General features: G+C 37.5%; 16 protein-coding genes. 11 read left to right on the top strand and 5 right to left on the bottom strand.

Translation table 11 applies throughout. The features are described from left to right. The first annotated feature begins 455 nt into the window (after positions 1-455). From CVPH_RS01965 to CVPH_RS01920, 10 genes are all read left to right on the top strand, one after another. Positions 456-677 carry a hypothetical protein gene (locus CVPH_RS01965; protein ID WP_201340797.1) on the top strand — a complete coding sequence of 74 codons (222 nt, stop codon included), beginning with the start codon at positions 456-458 and terminating at the stop codon, positions 675-677. Between the two features lie 107 nt (positions 678-784). Further along, on the top strand, positions 785-922 hold the full coding sequence (locus CVPH_RS01960) for a hypothetical protein (protein WP_201340796.1): 138 nt from the start codon (positions 785-787) through the stop codon (positions 920-922). Between the two features lie 678 nt (positions 923-1600). Further along, complete coding sequence (locus CVPH_RS01955) at positions 1601-2452, top strand: ribonuclease D (protein WP_201342397.1); 852 nt, start codon at positions 1601-1603, stop codon at positions 2450-2452. A 265-nt stretch (positions 2453-2717) separates the two neighbouring features. Then, positions 2718-3248, top strand: a complete 531-nt coding sequence (gene ppa, locus CVPH_RS01950) for an inorganic diphosphatase (protein ID WP_201341845.1) — start codon at positions 2718-2720, stop codon at positions 3246-3248. After that, positions 3199-3807 (top strand): 16S rRNA (guanine(966)-N(2))-methyltransferase RsmD, encoded by a 609-nt coding sequence (gene rsmD / locus CVPH_RS01945; protein ID WP_225879764.1) that lies wholly within the window; start codon positions 3199-3201, stop codon positions 3805-3807. The genes ppa and rsmD overlap by 50 nt, the downstream gene beginning before the upstream one ends. A 23-nt stretch (positions 3808-3830) precedes the next feature. Beyond that, positions 3831-4307 carry a pantetheine-phosphate adenylyltransferase gene (gene coaD / locus CVPH_RS01940; protein WP_201341843.1) on the top strand — a complete coding sequence of 159 codons (477 nt, stop codon included), beginning with the start codon at positions 3831-3833 and terminating at the stop codon, positions 4305-4307. Between the two features lie 76 nt (positions 4308-4383). Beyond that, entirely contained in the window at positions 4384-6291 is a 1908-nt protein-coding gene (gene dnaK / locus CVPH_RS01935) for a molecular chaperone DnaK (protein WP_201341842.1), read from the top strand. A 76-nt stretch (positions 6292-6367) separates the two neighbouring features. Next, positions 6368-7468 carry a molecular chaperone DnaJ gene (gene dnaJ, locus CVPH_RS01930; protein WP_201341841.1) on the top strand — a complete coding sequence of 367 codons (1101 nt, stop codon included), beginning with the start codon at positions 6368-6370 and terminating at the stop codon, positions 7466-7468. A gap of 17 nt (positions 7469-7485) precedes the next feature. Further along, the gene (eno, locus tag CVPH_RS01925) at positions 7486-8766 is read left to right on the top strand and encodes a phosphopyruvate hydratase (RefSeq protein WP_201341840.1); all 1281 of its coding nucleotides are present in this window, start codon (positions 7486-7488) and stop codon (positions 8764-8766) included. Between the two features lie 35 nt (positions 8767-8801). After that, the gene (locus tag CVPH_RS01920) at positions 8802-10049 is read left to right on the top strand and encodes an HlyC/CorC family transporter (protein WP_201341839.1); all 1248 of its coding nucleotides are present in this window, start codon (positions 8802-8804) and stop codon (positions 10047-10049) included. Here CVPH_RS01920 and asd read toward each other — a convergent pair. Both asd and CVPH_RS01910 read right to left on the bottom strand, forming a co-directional pair. After that, positions 10041-10856 (bottom strand): archaetidylserine decarboxylase, encoded by an 816-nt coding sequence (gene asd / locus CVPH_RS01915; RefSeq protein ID WP_201341838.1) that lies wholly within the window; start codon positions 10854-10856, stop codon positions 10041-10043. The two genes, CVPH_RS01920 and asd, sit on opposite strands and share 9 nt — an antisense overlap. Positions 10857-10861: 5 nt before the next feature. After that, positions 10862-12544: a proline--tRNA ligase gene (locus tag CVPH_RS01910; protein WP_201341837.1), complete on the bottom strand. Its 1683-nt coding sequence runs from the start codon at positions 12542-12544 to the stop codon at positions 10862-10864. 34 nt (positions 12545-12578) lie between these two features. On the opposite strand from CVPH_RS01910, the gene CVPH_RS01905 reads away from it, so the two are divergent. Continuing rightward, on the top strand, positions 12579-13208 hold the full coding sequence (locus CVPH_RS01905; RefSeq protein WP_201341836.1) for a site-2 protease family protein: 630 nt from the start codon (positions 12579-12581) through the stop codon (positions 13206-13208). Here the strand turns inward: CVPH_RS01905 and CVPH_RS01900 are convergent. From CVPH_RS01900 to gatA, 3 genes are read right to left on the bottom strand one after another with little or no spacing between them, the layout of a single operon-like run. Then, a complete protein-coding gene (locus tag CVPH_RS01900; protein ID WP_201341835.1) occupies positions 13205-14578 on the bottom strand; it encodes a protein adenylyltransferase SelO in 1374 nt (457 codons plus the stop codon). The genes CVPH_RS01905 and CVPH_RS01900 overlap by 4 nt on opposite strands. 4 nt (positions 14579-14582) lie before the next feature. Beyond that, positions 14583-16013 (bottom strand): Asp-tRNA(Asn)/Glu-tRNA(Gln) amidotransferase subunit GatB, encoded by a 1431-nt coding sequence (gene gatB / locus CVPH_RS01895; RefSeq protein WP_201341834.1) that lies wholly within the window; start codon positions 16011-16013, stop codon positions 14583-14585. Between the two features lies 1 nt (position 16014). Then, complete coding sequence (gene gatA / locus CVPH_RS01890; protein ID WP_201341833.1) at positions 16015-17457, bottom strand: Asp-tRNA(Asn)/Glu-tRNA(Gln) amidotransferase subunit GatA; 1443 nt, start codon at positions 17455-17457, stop codon at positions 16015-16017.

Here is a 17457-nt window from a genome sequence, read left to right as displayed (position 1 = left end):
ACGCCATAGGTTCTACAGACTCAGACAATGTTAACCAATTAGGCGACAAAATTACCACAGGATTAAGCAATCAATTAAAAAAATAAAGCCATTAGTAAAACCGAAGGTTTAATTAATGACAAAGCCAACCAGTTTTTTAATCAGTTTGGCTCTGGCCGTACTGAAATCAGTATTCATGGAGTTAACTCAAAAGAGTTAGATTACAGCATCAAAACGATTCAACCACCATCTGAGTTAAACGACAACAGCAAAGAACTCACTTTCTTCCAAGATCAAATCACCTCTCTGGTGACAACCAAGGAACGCACTATTTTTGGGATGCTAAAATCGGTAACAACATCAAAGGCAACATTCTCGGTATAGAGGTTGAACTCACGCCTTTAATCAGTTTTGAATTTGGACAAGAAGACACCACCACCACAAGCAGTAAAAGCTATGGCAAATTAAGTTTTAAGTTGTCATTTGATGACAAACAGCAACTCTCCAATTTTACCATTGCTGACACACCTTTTAAAGCCAGTAGTAAGATGAACTTAGGCGAATTTACTTGGGTAGAACATAGCAACAAAATTCGTACTGAAAAGGTAGATAGTAGTGGCAATGTTGTTGAAGGCATGGTCGCAAGGTGGTATTACCTACAGTATTGTCACCATTGGCAGCCAAACCTGGACTGTTGAAAACATGAGACACGCAGTCACTACTGGCAACGCTTGGAGTTATGACGATGATGTTAATAACGATGCCAATAGCTATGGCAAATTGTACGATTGGGCAGGTGCTATGAATGGTTCAACTACACCGGGAAGGAGTGCAAGGCATTTGTGTCACTGGTTGGCATATTCCTTCGGATGGCGATTGGACGACTTTAGAAGGTGCAGTGGGTAACCAACCCAGGCACGAAACTTCAGTCAGGAGGTGGTAGTGGATTTGAGGTGCGCTTAGCGGACGACCGAGACAAACTGGTGGCGGCTCTTTCAATCGAGACTCGGGTGCGTACTTGTGGAGCTCTACTGAGGTTGGGGCTAATGCTTAGTACCGTTATCTGTTTAGTAGCTTTGCCCAAGTGCTTCGTAATTTGGATAGTAAGGGTTTCGGCTTTAGTGTTCGGTGCCTAAAGGATTAAAGGTATAACTAATGACGCTTAAATAGCAGAAACTAAGTGAGTTTATTCATGTGCTGTGAGCTACTTGCTTGGTCTTATACAATGATGAAAAAGTAAAGATATAAACTAGGTTGATAATGTCTGCGAAGCAGAGTGATTTTTTTGTATGAATTTAATTAGAGTAGGTTATTTAATAAAAGAATATTTCATTATTCACCAATCTTAATGGACATAAGATAGTTGCCCAGCGTTGTTTAATTTAAGGATTAAGCAAGAGAGGCTTTTAAAGCAAAGCCAAACATCCTCTAAATAACATTTGAGATAAGTGTTCACGCAATTGACCCCATGCTCAATTCCAAAGTCTTTGTAATACAAGAAAAATCCTTATGCTTTATAGCGTTTTGAATGTAGTTAAAAAATTTATAGCCTAAGACTAATCACATAAAACCAATTTATAATTTGGCAAATGAGCGGCTTTGTCGGTATAAAATATGACAAATAACACAAACACAAACACAAACACAAACACAAACACAAACACAAACACAAACACAAACACAAACACAAACACAAACACAAACACAAACACAAACACAAACACAAACACAACTAAGTCAGTTTCTAGATTTAATAAAATACGAAACCGAGCTGGCTATTGATACTGAATTTAAGCGTGTTAGTACTTACTATCCAGTGCTGTGCTTGGTGCAAATAGCCACTAAAAGCGCAACTGATTGTATCAACATTTTAGCAATTGAAGATTTAAACCCACTGTTTGAAAAACTTTACCAAAAAGATTGCTTATGGATTGTGCACTCAGCACGCCAAGACATTGAGGCCATGTACTATTTGTCCAAACAATTCCCTAAACGTTTGTTTGACACTCAAATTGCAGCTAATTTACTTAGCCATCCTATGCAAATTTCTTATCAAGCACTGACTCAAATCCTGAAAAATGTCTATTTAGAAAAAGCTTATGCCCGCCTAGACTGGACCACACGTCCGTTGCCAGATGAGGCACTTGAGTATGCGTTAGATGATGTACGATATTTACTTAAAAATTTCTACCAACTTAAAAGCCAGTTAAAAACTGAGCATAAATCACACTGGATTGAACAAGAGGGCCAATTATTATTAAACACCGAACTTTATAACCCTAACATCAAAAACGCATGGAAAAACGTCAAAGGCTTTTCACGTTTAGCCAAAAAAACACATCATCTTGCCGTGCAATTAGCCATGTTTAGAGAACATCAAGCGATTCATAAAAACAAACCTAGAAAATGGATAATGAGTGATGATAAATTAATCAACTATGCACTCAAAAAAAGCCCTTACCTTTTGGTATAAAAACTACATTTAATGAATTTTTAGTTAGCAATGAATAGCTGAATAAGGCTGAAATTATTGTTAATAAGCACACACTACCAACAAAAATTGAAAAAGCAAAGAAAAATGAATTACAAAAACTGATACAAAATATAGCAAATCAGTATAATCTAGACGATAAAATCGTTACCAACGGTAAATCATTATTGAATTTTATTCGTGGTGACCGCTCAGTTATTTTCTTAACAGGTTGGTGCTTTAATCTTTTAAAAGAGGAATTAGAAAAATGCAAAATAGTTTAAAACCGGTCTCAGCAGGCAATATACCTGTTGAAATCAACGTTATTATTGAAATTCCAGCAAATTCATCACCCATTAAGTATGAAATTGACAAGGAAACAGGTGCCATGTTTGTAGATCGCTTTATCTCAACACCTATGTTTTATCCTTGCAATTACGGTTTTGTACCAGAAACATTAGCAGATGACGGCGACCCAGCCGATGTCTTGGTGATTACGCCTTACCCACTAATCCATGATAGCGTTATTACAGTACGCCCAATTGGTGTTTTACGCATGACTGATGAAGCTGGAAAAGATTCAAAAATTTTAGCCGTACCTATTGATAAATTATGTAAATCTTATCATGATATCAAATGTATTGATGATGTTGGTGTTACTCTTAAAAATCAAATCGAGCACTTTTTTACTTACTATAAGGACCTTGAAGAAGGCAAGTGGGTGAAAATTGATGGCTGGGGCGACTCTATTGAAGCCCAAAAAGAGCTTCAAGACTCTTTTAACGCCTATCATCAATAATTCTTTCCAAGTTGTATCAGGTGAATATCGGGGTAGGAAATTTAACTTTCCTGATGTACCTAGTTTAAGACCCACATCAGGAAAAATTCGAGAAACCTTATTTAATTGGATTCAATTTGAATCACACAACAAAACTTATCTAGATTTGTTTACTGGCAGTGGAAGCTTAAGTTTTGAAGCACTGTCCCGTGGCGCTAAACAAGTCGTTAGTATTGAACAAGACTTCAACGCCTATCAAAGTTTAAAAAAAAATCAAGCCTTATTAAAAACAAACAAAATAAGTATTTTTAATCAAGATGCACTAAATTTCTTATCTGAAAAGAGCGCACAAACTTTTGATTTTGTTTTTTTAGATCCACCTTTTAATAAAAATTATCTGCCAAAAACTTTAAAAGCACTTTCAAAAGGTAATTTTGCCACTTCAAATACAAAAATCTATATAGAATCTGAATTTAAAATTTTAAAAAATGAAGCGGTTGAATGGTTATCAACAAATATTAAAATTAATAAACAAAAGCACACAAGGCAAGTGCATTATTGCCTAATAACTCTATTATAAAACCTTAACTAAATCATCTTGTTATGAAAAAAATCGCAATTTACCCAGGCTCGTTTGATCCAATTACCAATGGTCATATTGACTTAATTAAACGCGCCAGTAAATTATTCGATGAAATTATTATTGGCATTACTCAAAATAGTAAAAAAAAGGCTTTTTTAAGTATTGATGATAGAGTTCACGCAATCAATACTGCACTTAAAGATATTGGCAACATTAAAGTATTAAGCTTTAACACACTATTGGTTGACTTTGCAGCCAAGCAAAACGCACAAGTGATTTTACGTGGACTACGCGCTGTTAGTGACTTTGAATACGAATTTCAACTCTCAGGCATGAACAAACACCTTAATCCTAACATTGAAACTCTATTTATGACACCTGCCGAACAGTACGCTAATATCTCCTCTTCTTTGGTAAGAGAAATTCTAATATTAGGGGGTGATATTAGTGTTTTTGTACCTGCATCAGTAGAGACATTACTCAAACAGCGCTTATAAAATTTTTAGCCTTAATCCTTGAAAAAAAAATGCCCATCCCTATATAGGACGTATATTAAACACTAAGGAGTAAAAAATGTCAAAGATTATTGGTATTGACTTAGGCACAACCAATTCATGTGTAGCCATTATGGATGGCGGTAGCGTTAAAATCATTGAAAATTCTGAGGGTGATCGCACCACCCCATCTATTATCGCTTATCCAAAAGACTCTGAAGAGGTTTTGGTTGGTCAGCCAGCAAAACGCCAAGCAGTCACCAATCCTGAAAATACACTATACGCAATTAAGCGTTTAATTGGTCGTCGTTTTGATGAAGATGCTGTACAAAAAGACATCAGTCTTGTACCTTATAAAATTGTCAAAGCTGACAATGGTGATGCTTGGGTTGAGGTTAAAGGCAAAAAAATGGCCGCGCCTGAAATTTCAGCAAAAGTCATTGGTAAAATGAAAAAAACTGCTGAAGATTATTTAGGCGAAGAAGTCACTGAAGCGGTTATCACAGTGCCTGCTTATTTCAACGACTCACAACGTCAAGCAACTAAAGATGCTGGCAAAATTGCAGGCCTTAATGTTAAGCGCATTATCAACGAACCAACTGCAGCAGCATTGGCTTATGGTGTTGATAAAGTTAAAGGTGATAAAGTTGTCGCTGTCTATGACTTAGGTGGTGGTACATTTGACGTATCTATTATTGAAATGGAGGACATTGATGGTGAAAAACACTTTGAAGTACTCTCTACCAATGGCGATACTTTCCTAGGTGGCGAAGATTTTGATCAACGTATTATTAGCTATTTAGTGGATGAATTCAAAAAAGACCAAGGTGTTGATTTAACCAATGATCCTATGGCACTTCAGCGCTTAAAAGAAGCAGCTGAAAAAGCCAAAATTGAGTTGTCTTCTTCTGAGCAAACCGAAGTTAACTTACCTTACATTACTGCAGATGCTTCAGGCCCTAAACATCTTAATATTAAAATTACTCGTGCTAAGTTAGAATCATTGGTTGAAGACCTACTCAAACGCACTATTGAGCCATGCAAAACTGCACTTAGAGATGCAGATTTATCTGCAAGTGATATTGATGAAGTTATCTTAGTGGGTGGGCAAACACGTATGCCTAAAGTCACAAAAATGGTACAAGACTTCTTTGGTAAAGAGCCTAAAAAAGATGTTAACCCTGACGAGGCAGTGGCGATGGGTGCTGCAATTCAAGCGGGTGTTTTGGGTGGCGATGTTAAAGATGTATTATTACTAGACGTAACACCACTATCTTTAGGCATTGAAACCATGGGTGGTATTATGACCAAACTAATTGAGAAAAATACAACCATCCCTACCAATGCAAGCCAAATTTTTTCAACCGCAGCTGACAATCAATCTGCAGTAACTGTACATGTATTGCAAGGTGAGCGTGATATAGTTAGTGCTAACAAATCATTAGGTCAATTCAACCTTGAAGGCATCCCCAATGCACCTAAAGGACAGCCTCAAGTCGAAGTAACATTTGACATTGATTCTGATGGTATCTTAGATGTGTCTGCCAAAGACAAAAATACTGGTAAAGAGCAATCAATCACTATTAAAGCCTCATCTGGCTTGAGTGATGAGGAAGTTGAAAAAATGATTAAAGACGCTGAAGTACATGCCGATGAGGATAAGAAATTCCAAGAATTAGTCACCAGTAAAAACATGGCGGATTCCTTAATACACTCAACCAAGCAAACGCTAGAAGAGCTAAAAGATGAAGTTTCTGATGATGAAAAATCAGCGATTGAAATGGCCATTACCGAGCTTGAAAAAGCCATTAAAGACGATGACAAAGAAGCCATTGATGCTAAGGTTCAAACCTTAAGTGAAAAGGCACAACCATTAGCTGAAAAAGCACAAGCTAAAGCAGGCGCTGAAAACACTTCACAAGAAGAGTCAAGCGCTGATGACGATGTGGTTGATGCTGATTTTGAAGAGGTTAAAGACGATAAATAGAAAGTTAAAAATCTAACCACTAAAACCTTCCCTAAGAGACAGTACTTGAGGAGGGTTTTTTAATAATAAGGCAAACATGTCACAAAGAGATTATTACGAAGTACTAGGTGTTGCAAAAAATGTAGACGTTAAGCAAATTAAAAAAGCTTACAAGCGCTTAGCAATGAAACACCACCCTGATCGCGTTAAAGACGACAAGGCATCGGCTGAAAAAAAGTTTAAAGAAATTCAAAAAGCTTATGCCATTTTATCTGACGCCCAAAAACGTCAAGCCTATGACCAATTTGGTCATGCAGGTGTTAACGGCAATGCAGGTGCTACTGATGGTAATCCATTTGGTGGCGGCAGTGGCTTTGGTGATATTTTTGGTGATATTTTTGGTGGTGGACAGCAACAGCCAAATAATCGTGGCTCAGATTTGCGTTATGATTTAGAAATTGATTTAAAAGAAGCGGCACAAGGTACTACCGTTAAAGTTCGCATTCCAAAAAATGAAACTTGCGATACCTGCTCAGGTACAGGTGCAAAACCTGGCACCAGTGTTAAGACTTGTTCAACTTGTGGTGGCGCAGGACAAGTGCAAATACAACAAGGGTTTTTTGCCGTACAACGCCCTTGTAGTATTTGCTCTGGCACAGGTCAAAGAATTGAATCTCCTTGTGGCACTTGCCGTGGACAAGGCGTAGTACGCAGGCAAAAAACCCTATCAGTTAAAATCCCTGCAGGAGTAGACACAGGCAATCGTATTCGCTTAAGTGGCGAAGGAGAAGCGGGTGCTAGAGGCAGCCCTAGTGGCGATTTATACGTACAAGTTCACGTTAAAAAGCATGCTATTTTTGAACGTGAAGACAACGATTTATATTGCGAAGTGCCTATTGATTTTGCAACTGCAACACTAGGTGGCTCAATTGAAGTGCCCACACTTGAGAATAAATTAAAAATCAAAGTCCCAGCAGGTACACAAACTGGAAAACTATTTCGTTTACGTGGCAAAGGCATTACCCATCTTCAGCGTGGTGGATCTGGCGATTTAATCTGTCAAGTTAAAATTGAAACACCTGTTAATCTTAATAAAAAACAACAAGACTTACTGCAAGAATTTTCCAGCTCATGCGGCAAAAAACATCACCCTGAATCAGATTCATTTTTTGGTAAAATGAAATCATTTTTTGAATAAAAAACAGGACGTATTTAGTGAACATTAAACAAATTAAAGCAAGAGAGGTTCTTGATTCTAGAGGCAACCCAACTGTTGAAGCGGATGTCATTCTTGATGATGGCACAATCGGTAGTGCAATGGTGCCATCTGGTGCATCAACAGGTCAACGCGAGGCTTTAGAGTTACGTGATGGGGATAAATCACGCTATTTAGGCAAAGGGGTTTTAAAAGCCGTTGAGTTTGTCAACACAGAAATTTGTGATACTTTAATTGGCTTTGGTATTGAGGATTTAAGCAAAATTGATCAAGCAATGATTGATTTAGATGGCACTGAAACCAAATCAAGATTAGGTGCGAATGCAATTTTGGCAGTCTCGTTAGCTGCTGCCCATGCCAATGCCAATAGACAACACAAACCATTATACATGTCACTAAATCAAGGCGGGAACTACAAACTACCTGTGCCTATGATGAATATTATTAATGGCGGGAAGCACGCGAACAATAGTGTTGATATTCAAGAATTTATGATCATTCCTGCTGGCGCACCAAGTTTTAAAGAGGCGCTACGTTATGGCGCTGAAGTATTTCATCATTTAAAAGCAGTGTTAGAAGCCAAAGGCATGAATACTGCTGTGGGTGATGAAGGTGGTTTTGCCCCTGATTTGACTTCAAATGAAGATGCCATTAAAGTTATTTTAGAAGCGATTAACAATGCAGGCTATAAAGCAGGCAAAGATATTTTTATTGGCATTGATGCAGCAAGTTCAGAATTTTATAAAAACGGTACTTATAATTTAACCTCTGAAAACAAATCACTCAACTCTGAAGAATTCGTTGAATATTTAGCCAACTGGGTAGAAAACTACCCCATTATTTCAATTGAAGATGGCATGGATGAAAATGATTGGGATGGCTGGGACTTATTAACCAAGAAAATCGGCGATAAAGTACAATTGGTTGGTGATGACCTATATGTAACCAATAGTAAGATTTTAAAACAAGGTATTGAGAGAAATATTGCCAACTCTATTTTAATTAAAGTCAATCAAATTGGCACACTAACTGAAACCTTTCAAGCCATGAAGATGGCAACAGATGCTGGCTATACCTCAGTTATGTCACACAGATCGGGTGAAACTGAAGATACGACCATTGCTGATTTGGCAGTGGCTACTGGTTGCGGTCAAATCAAAACTGGTTCATTATCAAGATCAGATCGTTTGGCAAAATATAACCGTCTACTTCGTATTGAAGAAGAATTAGGAGTAAAGGCAATTTATCCAAGACTTGATACTTTCAATCATTTAAATTAAATTCATCACTTTATATAACAAGTTAACACAACTGATTGGAATCACTCTCAACTTTTTGGCTTAGTATCATCCTTTTTGGACTAATAATAAGTTCTGCATTTTTCTCTAGTGCTGAAACTTCAATGATAGCGATTAATCGCTATCGTCTGAAAGTCTTAAGCAAAAATAACAAAAATGCAAAACGTACCGAGCATTTACTTAATGATTTGGATCATCTGATTGGTACAATTCTATTGGGCAACAATTTTGTTAATATTTTTGCCTCTAGTATTGCAACCATACTAGCTATTAAACTCTGGGGAGAAGGCTCAATTGTGTTAGCTTCTTTAGCATTAACTTTTGTTATCTTGGTTTTTGCAGAAACAACCCCAAAAACATTTGCCGCAAAAAATCCTGAAAAAATTGCCCTACCAGCCTCAATTATCATTGCAGTGTTAATCAAGTTGTTTAAACCTTTTGTTTGGCTGATTGCCCAATTATCAAAGATGATATTGGCATTATTTGATATGAAAAACGAGCCATATAACAACCTTATTAGCTCAGAAGAGTTAAGAATGGTGGTGAGTGATGCCAAGCCCATTATTGCTTCTAATTATCAAAAAATGTTGCTTAATATTATTGACTTAGAAAAGGTTAAAGTTGAGGACATTATGATTCCTAGACACGAGTTAATCAGTATTGATATTAACAAGCCTGATGAAATCTTAAAACAATTTGAGCGCATACAGCACACCAGATTACTCACTTATGACACATCAAGTGATAACATTACTGGTGTATTACACATGCGTGATGTTGTAAACTTATACGCCAAGGGTGATTTTAGCATTGCCAATGCATTGGCATTAGTTCGCACGCCTTATTTTGTGCCAGAAGGTACCAGCCTTGCTCACCAATTAGCACATTTTCAACAACAAAAAAGACGCCTGGGTTTGATTGTGGATGAATATGGAGAAGTGCGTGGCATGATTGTATTAGAAGACATCTTAGAGGAAATTGTAGGACAATTCACCTCAAACCAAAATGAAAGCATTGATGAGATTACCAAGCAAAAAGATGGCAGTTACTTGGTTGATCCTAGAATCAGCATACGAGAATTAAACAATTTATTACAATTAAACTTATCCGTTACCAAGGCAAAAACGCTAAATGGCTTAATTTTAGAAACATTGCAAAGCATTCCTAAACGTGATGTTAGTTTAAAAATTGACAATATGTTGATTGAAATTATGCAAATTTCTGAGCAAACTATTAAGTTGGTTAAACTAACCAAATTAGACTAGAGCCTGCCCCATTCTAACCACTTCAGCTTCCTTTAAGGAAAATTTATTGGCTTGATCTGGCATCAGCATAATCACAGTTGAACCCATATTAAACCGACCCAGTTCTTGACCTTTTTTAAGGCTTATGCTTTCATTTGAATAATCAAAATGTTGGATTTTTTTTTGATAAGGGGGATTAATTTGACCATGCCATACAGTTTGCATTGAACCTACAAAAATAGCGCCCACTAAAACAAACGCACACAAACCAAACTCAGTCTCAAAATAGCACACAACACGTTCATTCCTAGCAAACAACCCATCCACATTTTCAGCAGTGGTTTGATTCACTGAAAACAAATCGCCTGGAATATAGCTCATTGAGATTAGTGTGCCATCATAAGGCATATGAATGCGATGATAATCTTTAGGTGATAAATAAATAGTGGCAAAAAAACCCGCCTTAAATTCAACACTTCTAGCATCATTACCCAGCAACTGCCCAACGCTATACCTATGGTTTTTAGCTTGAATGATTTGAGTGTTATTAATAATATTGCCAACTTTCGATACTTTGCCATCAACAGGGCAAACAATCAAGCTGTCAGCAATTTTTCTAGCATTTGGTTTCAATGCTCTGGTAAAAAAATCATTGAAATGTTGATAATCTTCAATATTTTCACACACTGCTTCGGATAGATTGACCTGATAAGACCTCACAAACCAAGCAATAAACCTATTTTTCAGCCAAATATTTTTAATGCGTGCAAAATGAAACATTAGCTTTGAGAGCAAATGCTGAGGGATAACATACTGCCACCAAATCATATTTTTTATATCAGTTTAGATTGAATAAATGACAAAGCATCATCAAATGTCACTTCTATTTTATCTGACTTGTCTCTAGCCTTGTATTCCACATTACCATTATCAGCATGAGTATCACTAATCACCATTCTGTGTGGAATGCCAAGTAGTTCAGAATCAGCAAACATAATGCCAGCACGCTCTTTTCTATCATCCAGTAGGACTTCAATACCTGCCTCAATAAACTGCTGATAAAGCTTATCAGCCAATGCTTTCACACGAGTGGATTTATTATAATTAATGGGCACAATAACAATTTGAAAAGGCGCAATCGCTTGAGGGAAAATGATCCCTTTGTCATCATAATTTTGCTCAATAGAAGCTGCAATAATACGCGTCACACCAATACCATAACAACCCATTGTGGTTGTAACTGCTTTACCAGACTCCCCAATAACATTGGCTTTCATGGCGCTAGAATACTTGGTACCCAGCTGAAAAATATGCCCTACCTCAATACCACGTTTAATCATTAATTTTCCCTTACCATCTGGAGAATCATCCCCTTTTACAGCATTGCGTAAATCGGCATCAACAAATTCAATATCCTGCCAATTAGCACTCATTAGATGATAATCCCACTCATTAGCGCCACAAACAAAATCACACAATACACTGGCTGAATAATCAACAATCAAATCAATGTCTAAATCTTTAATGCCTATAAAACCTTTCTTTAAATCTAAATTCTTAATTTCATCGTCTGTTGCAAACTCAAAATCACCGAACAAGTTATGGGTTTTGATTTCGTTTAATTCATGGTCGCCACGTAATGCTAAAGCTTTAAAACCATTTTTGGTTTTAATAATTAAAGTTTTAACGCAACTTGATTCTTTAACATTCAAAAACCCTGCAACATCCTTAATGCTAGTCTGTTTTTTAGTCAGCATCCTTTTTTCTGTAGTTATAGATTGACAAGTTTTTTCCTGTTTTGAAAAAGCGACTTTTTCAATATTAGCTGCATAATCTGACTCATCTGAAAAACAAATGACATCTTCTCCACTTTCTGCCAACACATGAAATTCATGCGAAGCATCTCCGCCAATTGAGCCAGAGTCTGCCAAAACTGCGCGACAATCAAGACCCAATCGGTCAAAAATATTTGAGTAAGTTTGATGCATTGCATCATAAGTTTGTTGTAAAGAAACTTGGTCAAGATGAAATGAATAGGCATCTTTCATGATAAATTCACGCGAACGCATCACCCCAAAACGAGGACGAATTTCATCCCTAAATTTGGTTTGAATTTGATAAAAATTCATAGGCAATTGTTTATAACTACGTAAATATTGAGCGGCTAAGTACGTAATCACTTCTTCATGTGTTGGCCCTAGACAAAATTCACGCTGGTGACGATCGGTAAAACGCAATAACTCAGCACCATATTTATCCCACCTGCCAGAAGCTTGCCAAAGTTCTGCAGGCTGAGCAACAGGCATAAGCACTTCTTGGGCGCCTGATTTGTCCATTTCTTGTCGAATAATGTTTTCAACTTTGCGCAACACCCTTACACCCATTGGCAAATATGAGTACAAACCCGATGCTAATTTAGAAATAAGCCCTGCTCGAATCATGAGCTGATGCGAGATAATTTTCGCATCATTCGGCGCTTCTTTTTGAGTCGGGATTAAAAGCTTCGTTGTTTTCATTTATAATAACAAGAAAAAATACCCAATTTTACCTATGCCCGATATTCAAACACTTTTAATTTGGACAATTCCCGTACTATTTGCAATCACTGTGCATGAAACAGCACATGGCTGGGTTGCTTCAAAACTGGGGGATCATAGTGCTAGAATGATGGGCAGACTTACCCTTAACCCTATCAAGCATATTGACCCAGTTGGTACTATTTTAGTGCCTGCATTTTTATATTTCACCTCAGGGTTTATTTTTGGCTGGGCCAAGCCCGTGCCTGTTAATTTTAATGCACTTAGATCGCCTAAAAAAGACATGCTTTGGGTGGCGATTGCTGGGCCTGTGTCAAATTTCATTATGGCAATTGCATGGCTGGTAATCATTTTACTGGCAGTTAATATCGGCTCCCAATTTCTAATTGATATGGGGCAAGTTGGTGTTCAAATTAACTTGATATTAGCAGTGCTTAATCTATTACCTTTGCCACCACTTGATGGTGGTCGTGTTGTCAGTTCATTACTACCAAGAAAACTATCTTATCAATATGACCAATTGGAGCCTTATGGCTTGTATATTTTGTTGGGTTTGTTGTTTTTAGGTGTGTTTCAATGGGTTGTCTTTCCCACTGTTAAAATCATCCAGCAATTTATGTTTAGCGTTACCGGTCTCATTTAAGAAGAACAACTTACTGCAAGCCCTTGCGCCCAATCAGGCGCTTCATAAGTGTAAGATTCCATGTCTTGATGAACTTCAAAGGGCTTGCTTAATAAATCAAACAGAATTTTTATCTCCGTATAGTCTTTATTGTCTTCTGCCTTTCGAATTGCCACCTCTGCTAAGTAATTACGTAAAATATAATTAGGATTTACGCTATTCATCATGCTAATTCTATTGCGGTTGTTTTCTTGAGATATGCGCTTATCATACAACTCAATCCAATCATTAAAATCAATATCAATGGTTAATTTATCCACATCAGACAACTGCCTTAATGAATTGGTATAATCCTTTTTATGTTGATACAGTATGTCAAAAAATTGTGTAATTAACACATTGTCTTGTTTGTCTTTTTCACACAAGCCAAATTTTTGCCTCATCAATGCAGAATATGACTCAACCAAGTAGTTTTGATATTTATCTAGCACTGATTTTGCTTGTTTGGCATTAATTAAGCCCGATAAACTATCAGCCAAACGAGACAAATTCCACAAGGCAACATTCGGCTGTTGATTAAAAGCATATCGCCCTTCATGGTCAGAATGATTACAAATAAATTGTGGGTTGTAAGCTTCTAAAAAACCAAATGGCCCATAATCAATCGTCAGCCCAAGAATTGACATATTATCCGTATTCATCACCCCATGTGCAAAGCCTTGTGCTTGCCAATGAGCGATCATAATTGCCATTTTTTGTACCACTTCATTGAAAAAATCAACATATTGATTTTCACCTTGGCAATGTTGATAATAATGTTCAATCACAAAATCAACCAATTGTTTCACTTGAGAAGTTTGACCACGCGAAGCAAACAGTTCGAAATGACCAAAACGAATATGGCTAAGCGCGGTACGCATAACAATCGCCCCTGTTTCAATGCTTTCTCGATAGACCTCACTATGACTGCCAACCAATGTTAACACTTCTGTAGTGGGAATATTTAAGCCTTTCATGGCGATTGAGCATAAATATTCACGAATGGATGAGCGCAATACTGCGCGACCATCTGCGCCACGTGAATAAGGCGTTTGTCCTGCACCCTTAAGTGACAGTTCAATGCCTTGAAATTGCCCTATTAAACAAGAACGCCCATCGCCTAATTGAGGCACAAAATGACCAAATTGATGCCCTGCATAGATACTAGCAATGGGCTGAGTGTGTTGGAATTTCTTTTCGCCTGAGGCAATATTTAATAATTCATTACCCTTAATAGATAATTTAAGTTTGTCTTGTAATGCTTGGTTTTTATGAATTAAAAAAGGTTGTTTTAATGGCTGGGTATCAATGTCTGAGAAAAAATCACGACTCAGTGTGGCAAAATCTAGCACGCTTTTAAGACAACTTGTTCCTAAGCAGTTCGTTAACTTGTTTAGGATTAGCCTTGCCAGCAGTAAGCTTCATGATTTGACCGATAAAAAAGCCCAAAATCTTATCATTGCCTGATTTAAACTGAGCCACTTGTGGCGCATTATTAGCAATCACCTGCTCTACAATTGCCTCAATTTCACCCGTGTCAGTCATTTGCTTTAAGCCTTTGGCTTGAATAATTTTATCTGCACTGTCTTTACTATCCCACATGGCTTTAAACACGTCTTTGGCAGTTTTTCCAGAAATGGTATCATCACTAATACGACTGATTAATAATGACAAAGCTTGCGCAGTAATAGGCGAGTTTTGAATGTCAATTTGATGCTTATTCAAAGAGGCTGATAATTCACCCATGATCCAGTTGGCACACAGCTTAGCATTGCTAGCATGATACTCAAGCATGGTCTCAAAATAGTCAGCCAAAGGTTTTTGCAAGGTAAGCACATCTGCATCATAGTCACTTAAACCTAATTTTACAACAAACCTTGCTTTTTTCTGGGCGGGTAATTCTGGTAAAGTTTGTCTTATTTTTTCTAATAATTCATCAGAGATCTCAACAGGCAGTAAATCTGGGTCTGGAAAATAGCGATAATCATTAGCCTCTTCTTTTGAGCGCATAGAGCGCGTTTCATGTTTCACCGAATCATACAAACGAGTTTCTTGTACAACACTACCGCCCTCTTCAAGAATGTCTTGCTGGCGTTCAACTTCCAAATTAATCGCACGTTCTAAAAATTTAAATGAGTTGATGTTTTTTAACTCTGCACGCGTGCCAAGCTCTTTTTGTCCTTTGGGACGAATAGAAACGTTCGCATCACAACGAAATGAACCTTCTTGCATATTGCCATCACAAATATCAATATATTGCACCAAGGTATGAATTTTTTTAGCATACATTACTGCTTCTTTGGCACTGCGCATATCAGGCTCGGAGACAATTTCAAGTAGTGGTGTGCCTGCACGGTTTAAGTCAATCGCAGTATCATCATCAAACATATCGTGTATAGACTTTCCTGCATCTTCTTCCAAATGCGCACGTGTAATACCGACTACTTTGGTTTGATCACCAAGGATAATTTCAATTTTGCCTTCGCCCACAATAGGCCAATCCATTTGTGAAATTTGATAGCCTTTTGGTAAATCTGGATAAAAATAATTCTTTCTGTCAAATATACTACGCTGATTAATATGTGCATTAATCGCCACACCAAATTTAATCGCCTTATTAACAGCCTCAACATTAAGCACAGGCAAAACACCTGGCAGCCCTAAATCAACGGCACAAGCCTGTGAATTGGGCTTTTGACCATACTGAGTTGAGGCGGCTGAAAAAATCTTAGATTTGGTGTTTAATTGTGCATGAATTTCTAAGCCAATGACTGTTCCCCATTCCATACTAGCACTCCTGTGGCGTTTTTAAGTGCCAGTCAGTTTGCAATTGGAATTGGTGCGCGATATTAAGAAGCCTAGACTCTGACCAGTAGTTTCCAATGAGTTGTAAGCCTACTGGTAAATTTTGTGCAAAACCTGCTGGAATACTCATGCCTGGTAAGCCTGCTAAGTTAGCACTGAGTGTATAAATATCTGCTAAATACATAGAAACTGGGTCTTTGACTGAGCCTAAATCAAATGCAGTTGTGGGGGAAACTGGCCCCATAATCACATCAACTTGCTCAAATACTTTTTTAAAATCATCGCTAATCAAATGGCGTACTTTTTGCGCCTTAAGATAATAAGCGTCATAATAACCTGCTGATAAAGCATAAGTACCAATCATAATACGACGTTTAACCTCTTCACCAAAACCTTCTGAGCGCGAACGTAAATATAAATCCTCTAAGTTTTCTACATCTTTAGCACGATATCCATATCTAACACCATCTAGGCGCGATAAATTTGAGGAACATTCACAAGGGGCAACAATATAATAAGCAGGAATAGCATAGGCTGAATTAGGTAGAGACACCTCTTTAACAATCGCGCCCATGGCTTCAAACTTTTTAATAGCAACCATAATATTACTAGCCACTTCATCACCCAAGCCAGATGAAAAAAATTCCTTTGGCAATCCAATGGTTAAGCCTTTAATTGAATTATTAAGATTACTCGTATAATCTGGCACTTTTTGTTCAGCACTGGTTGAATCTTTTTCGTCAAATCCAGCCATAACATTTAACACAATAGCTGCATCTTGCGCTGTTTTGGTCATCGGTCCTGCTTGATCAAGGCTTGATGCATAAGCAATCATGCCATATCTTGAGATTCGACCATAAGTAGGTTTAAGTCCTGTAATGCCACATAAACTTGAAGGTTGACGAATAGAGCCGCCTGTATCTGTACCTGTGGCAAAACAGCTTAATCCGCCCGCAACACTCGCCGCCGATCCGCCTGATGAGCCACCTGGTATTTTTAAACGGTTCCACGGATTTTTGACCGCGCCATAAAACGAGTTTTCATTGCTAGAACCCATGGCAAACTCATCCATATTAGTTTTACCCAACATCACTAAATCTGCTTGATTAAGCTTCTGACTTACCGTTGCATCATAAGGCGATACAAAAGTATCTAGCATTTTAGAACCTGCTGAGGTTTTAACACCCTTGGTACAAAAGATGTCTTTATGAGCATATGGAATGCCCGTCAATATGCTTGCATTACCTAAAGCAATTTTGTCATCTGCCACTTGAGCTTGCACTAATGCCAATTCATCAGTTACTGTAATAAAAGCATTCAGGTCTGATTGATTAATGCGATTTAAATAGTGTTGCGTTAATTCAACACAAGAAAAATCTTTATCTTTAAGGCCTTGTGACAGTTCAACAATGGTTTTTGTATGCAT

Origin of the sequence: Abyssogena phaseoliformis symbiont OG214 (assembly GCF_016592595.1) — a bacterium.
Taxonomy (GTDB): domain Bacteria; phylum Pseudomonadota; class Gammaproteobacteria; order PS1; family Pseudothioglobaceae; genus Ruthia.
This window is presented reverse-complemented; position numbering and strand designations above follow the sequence as displayed.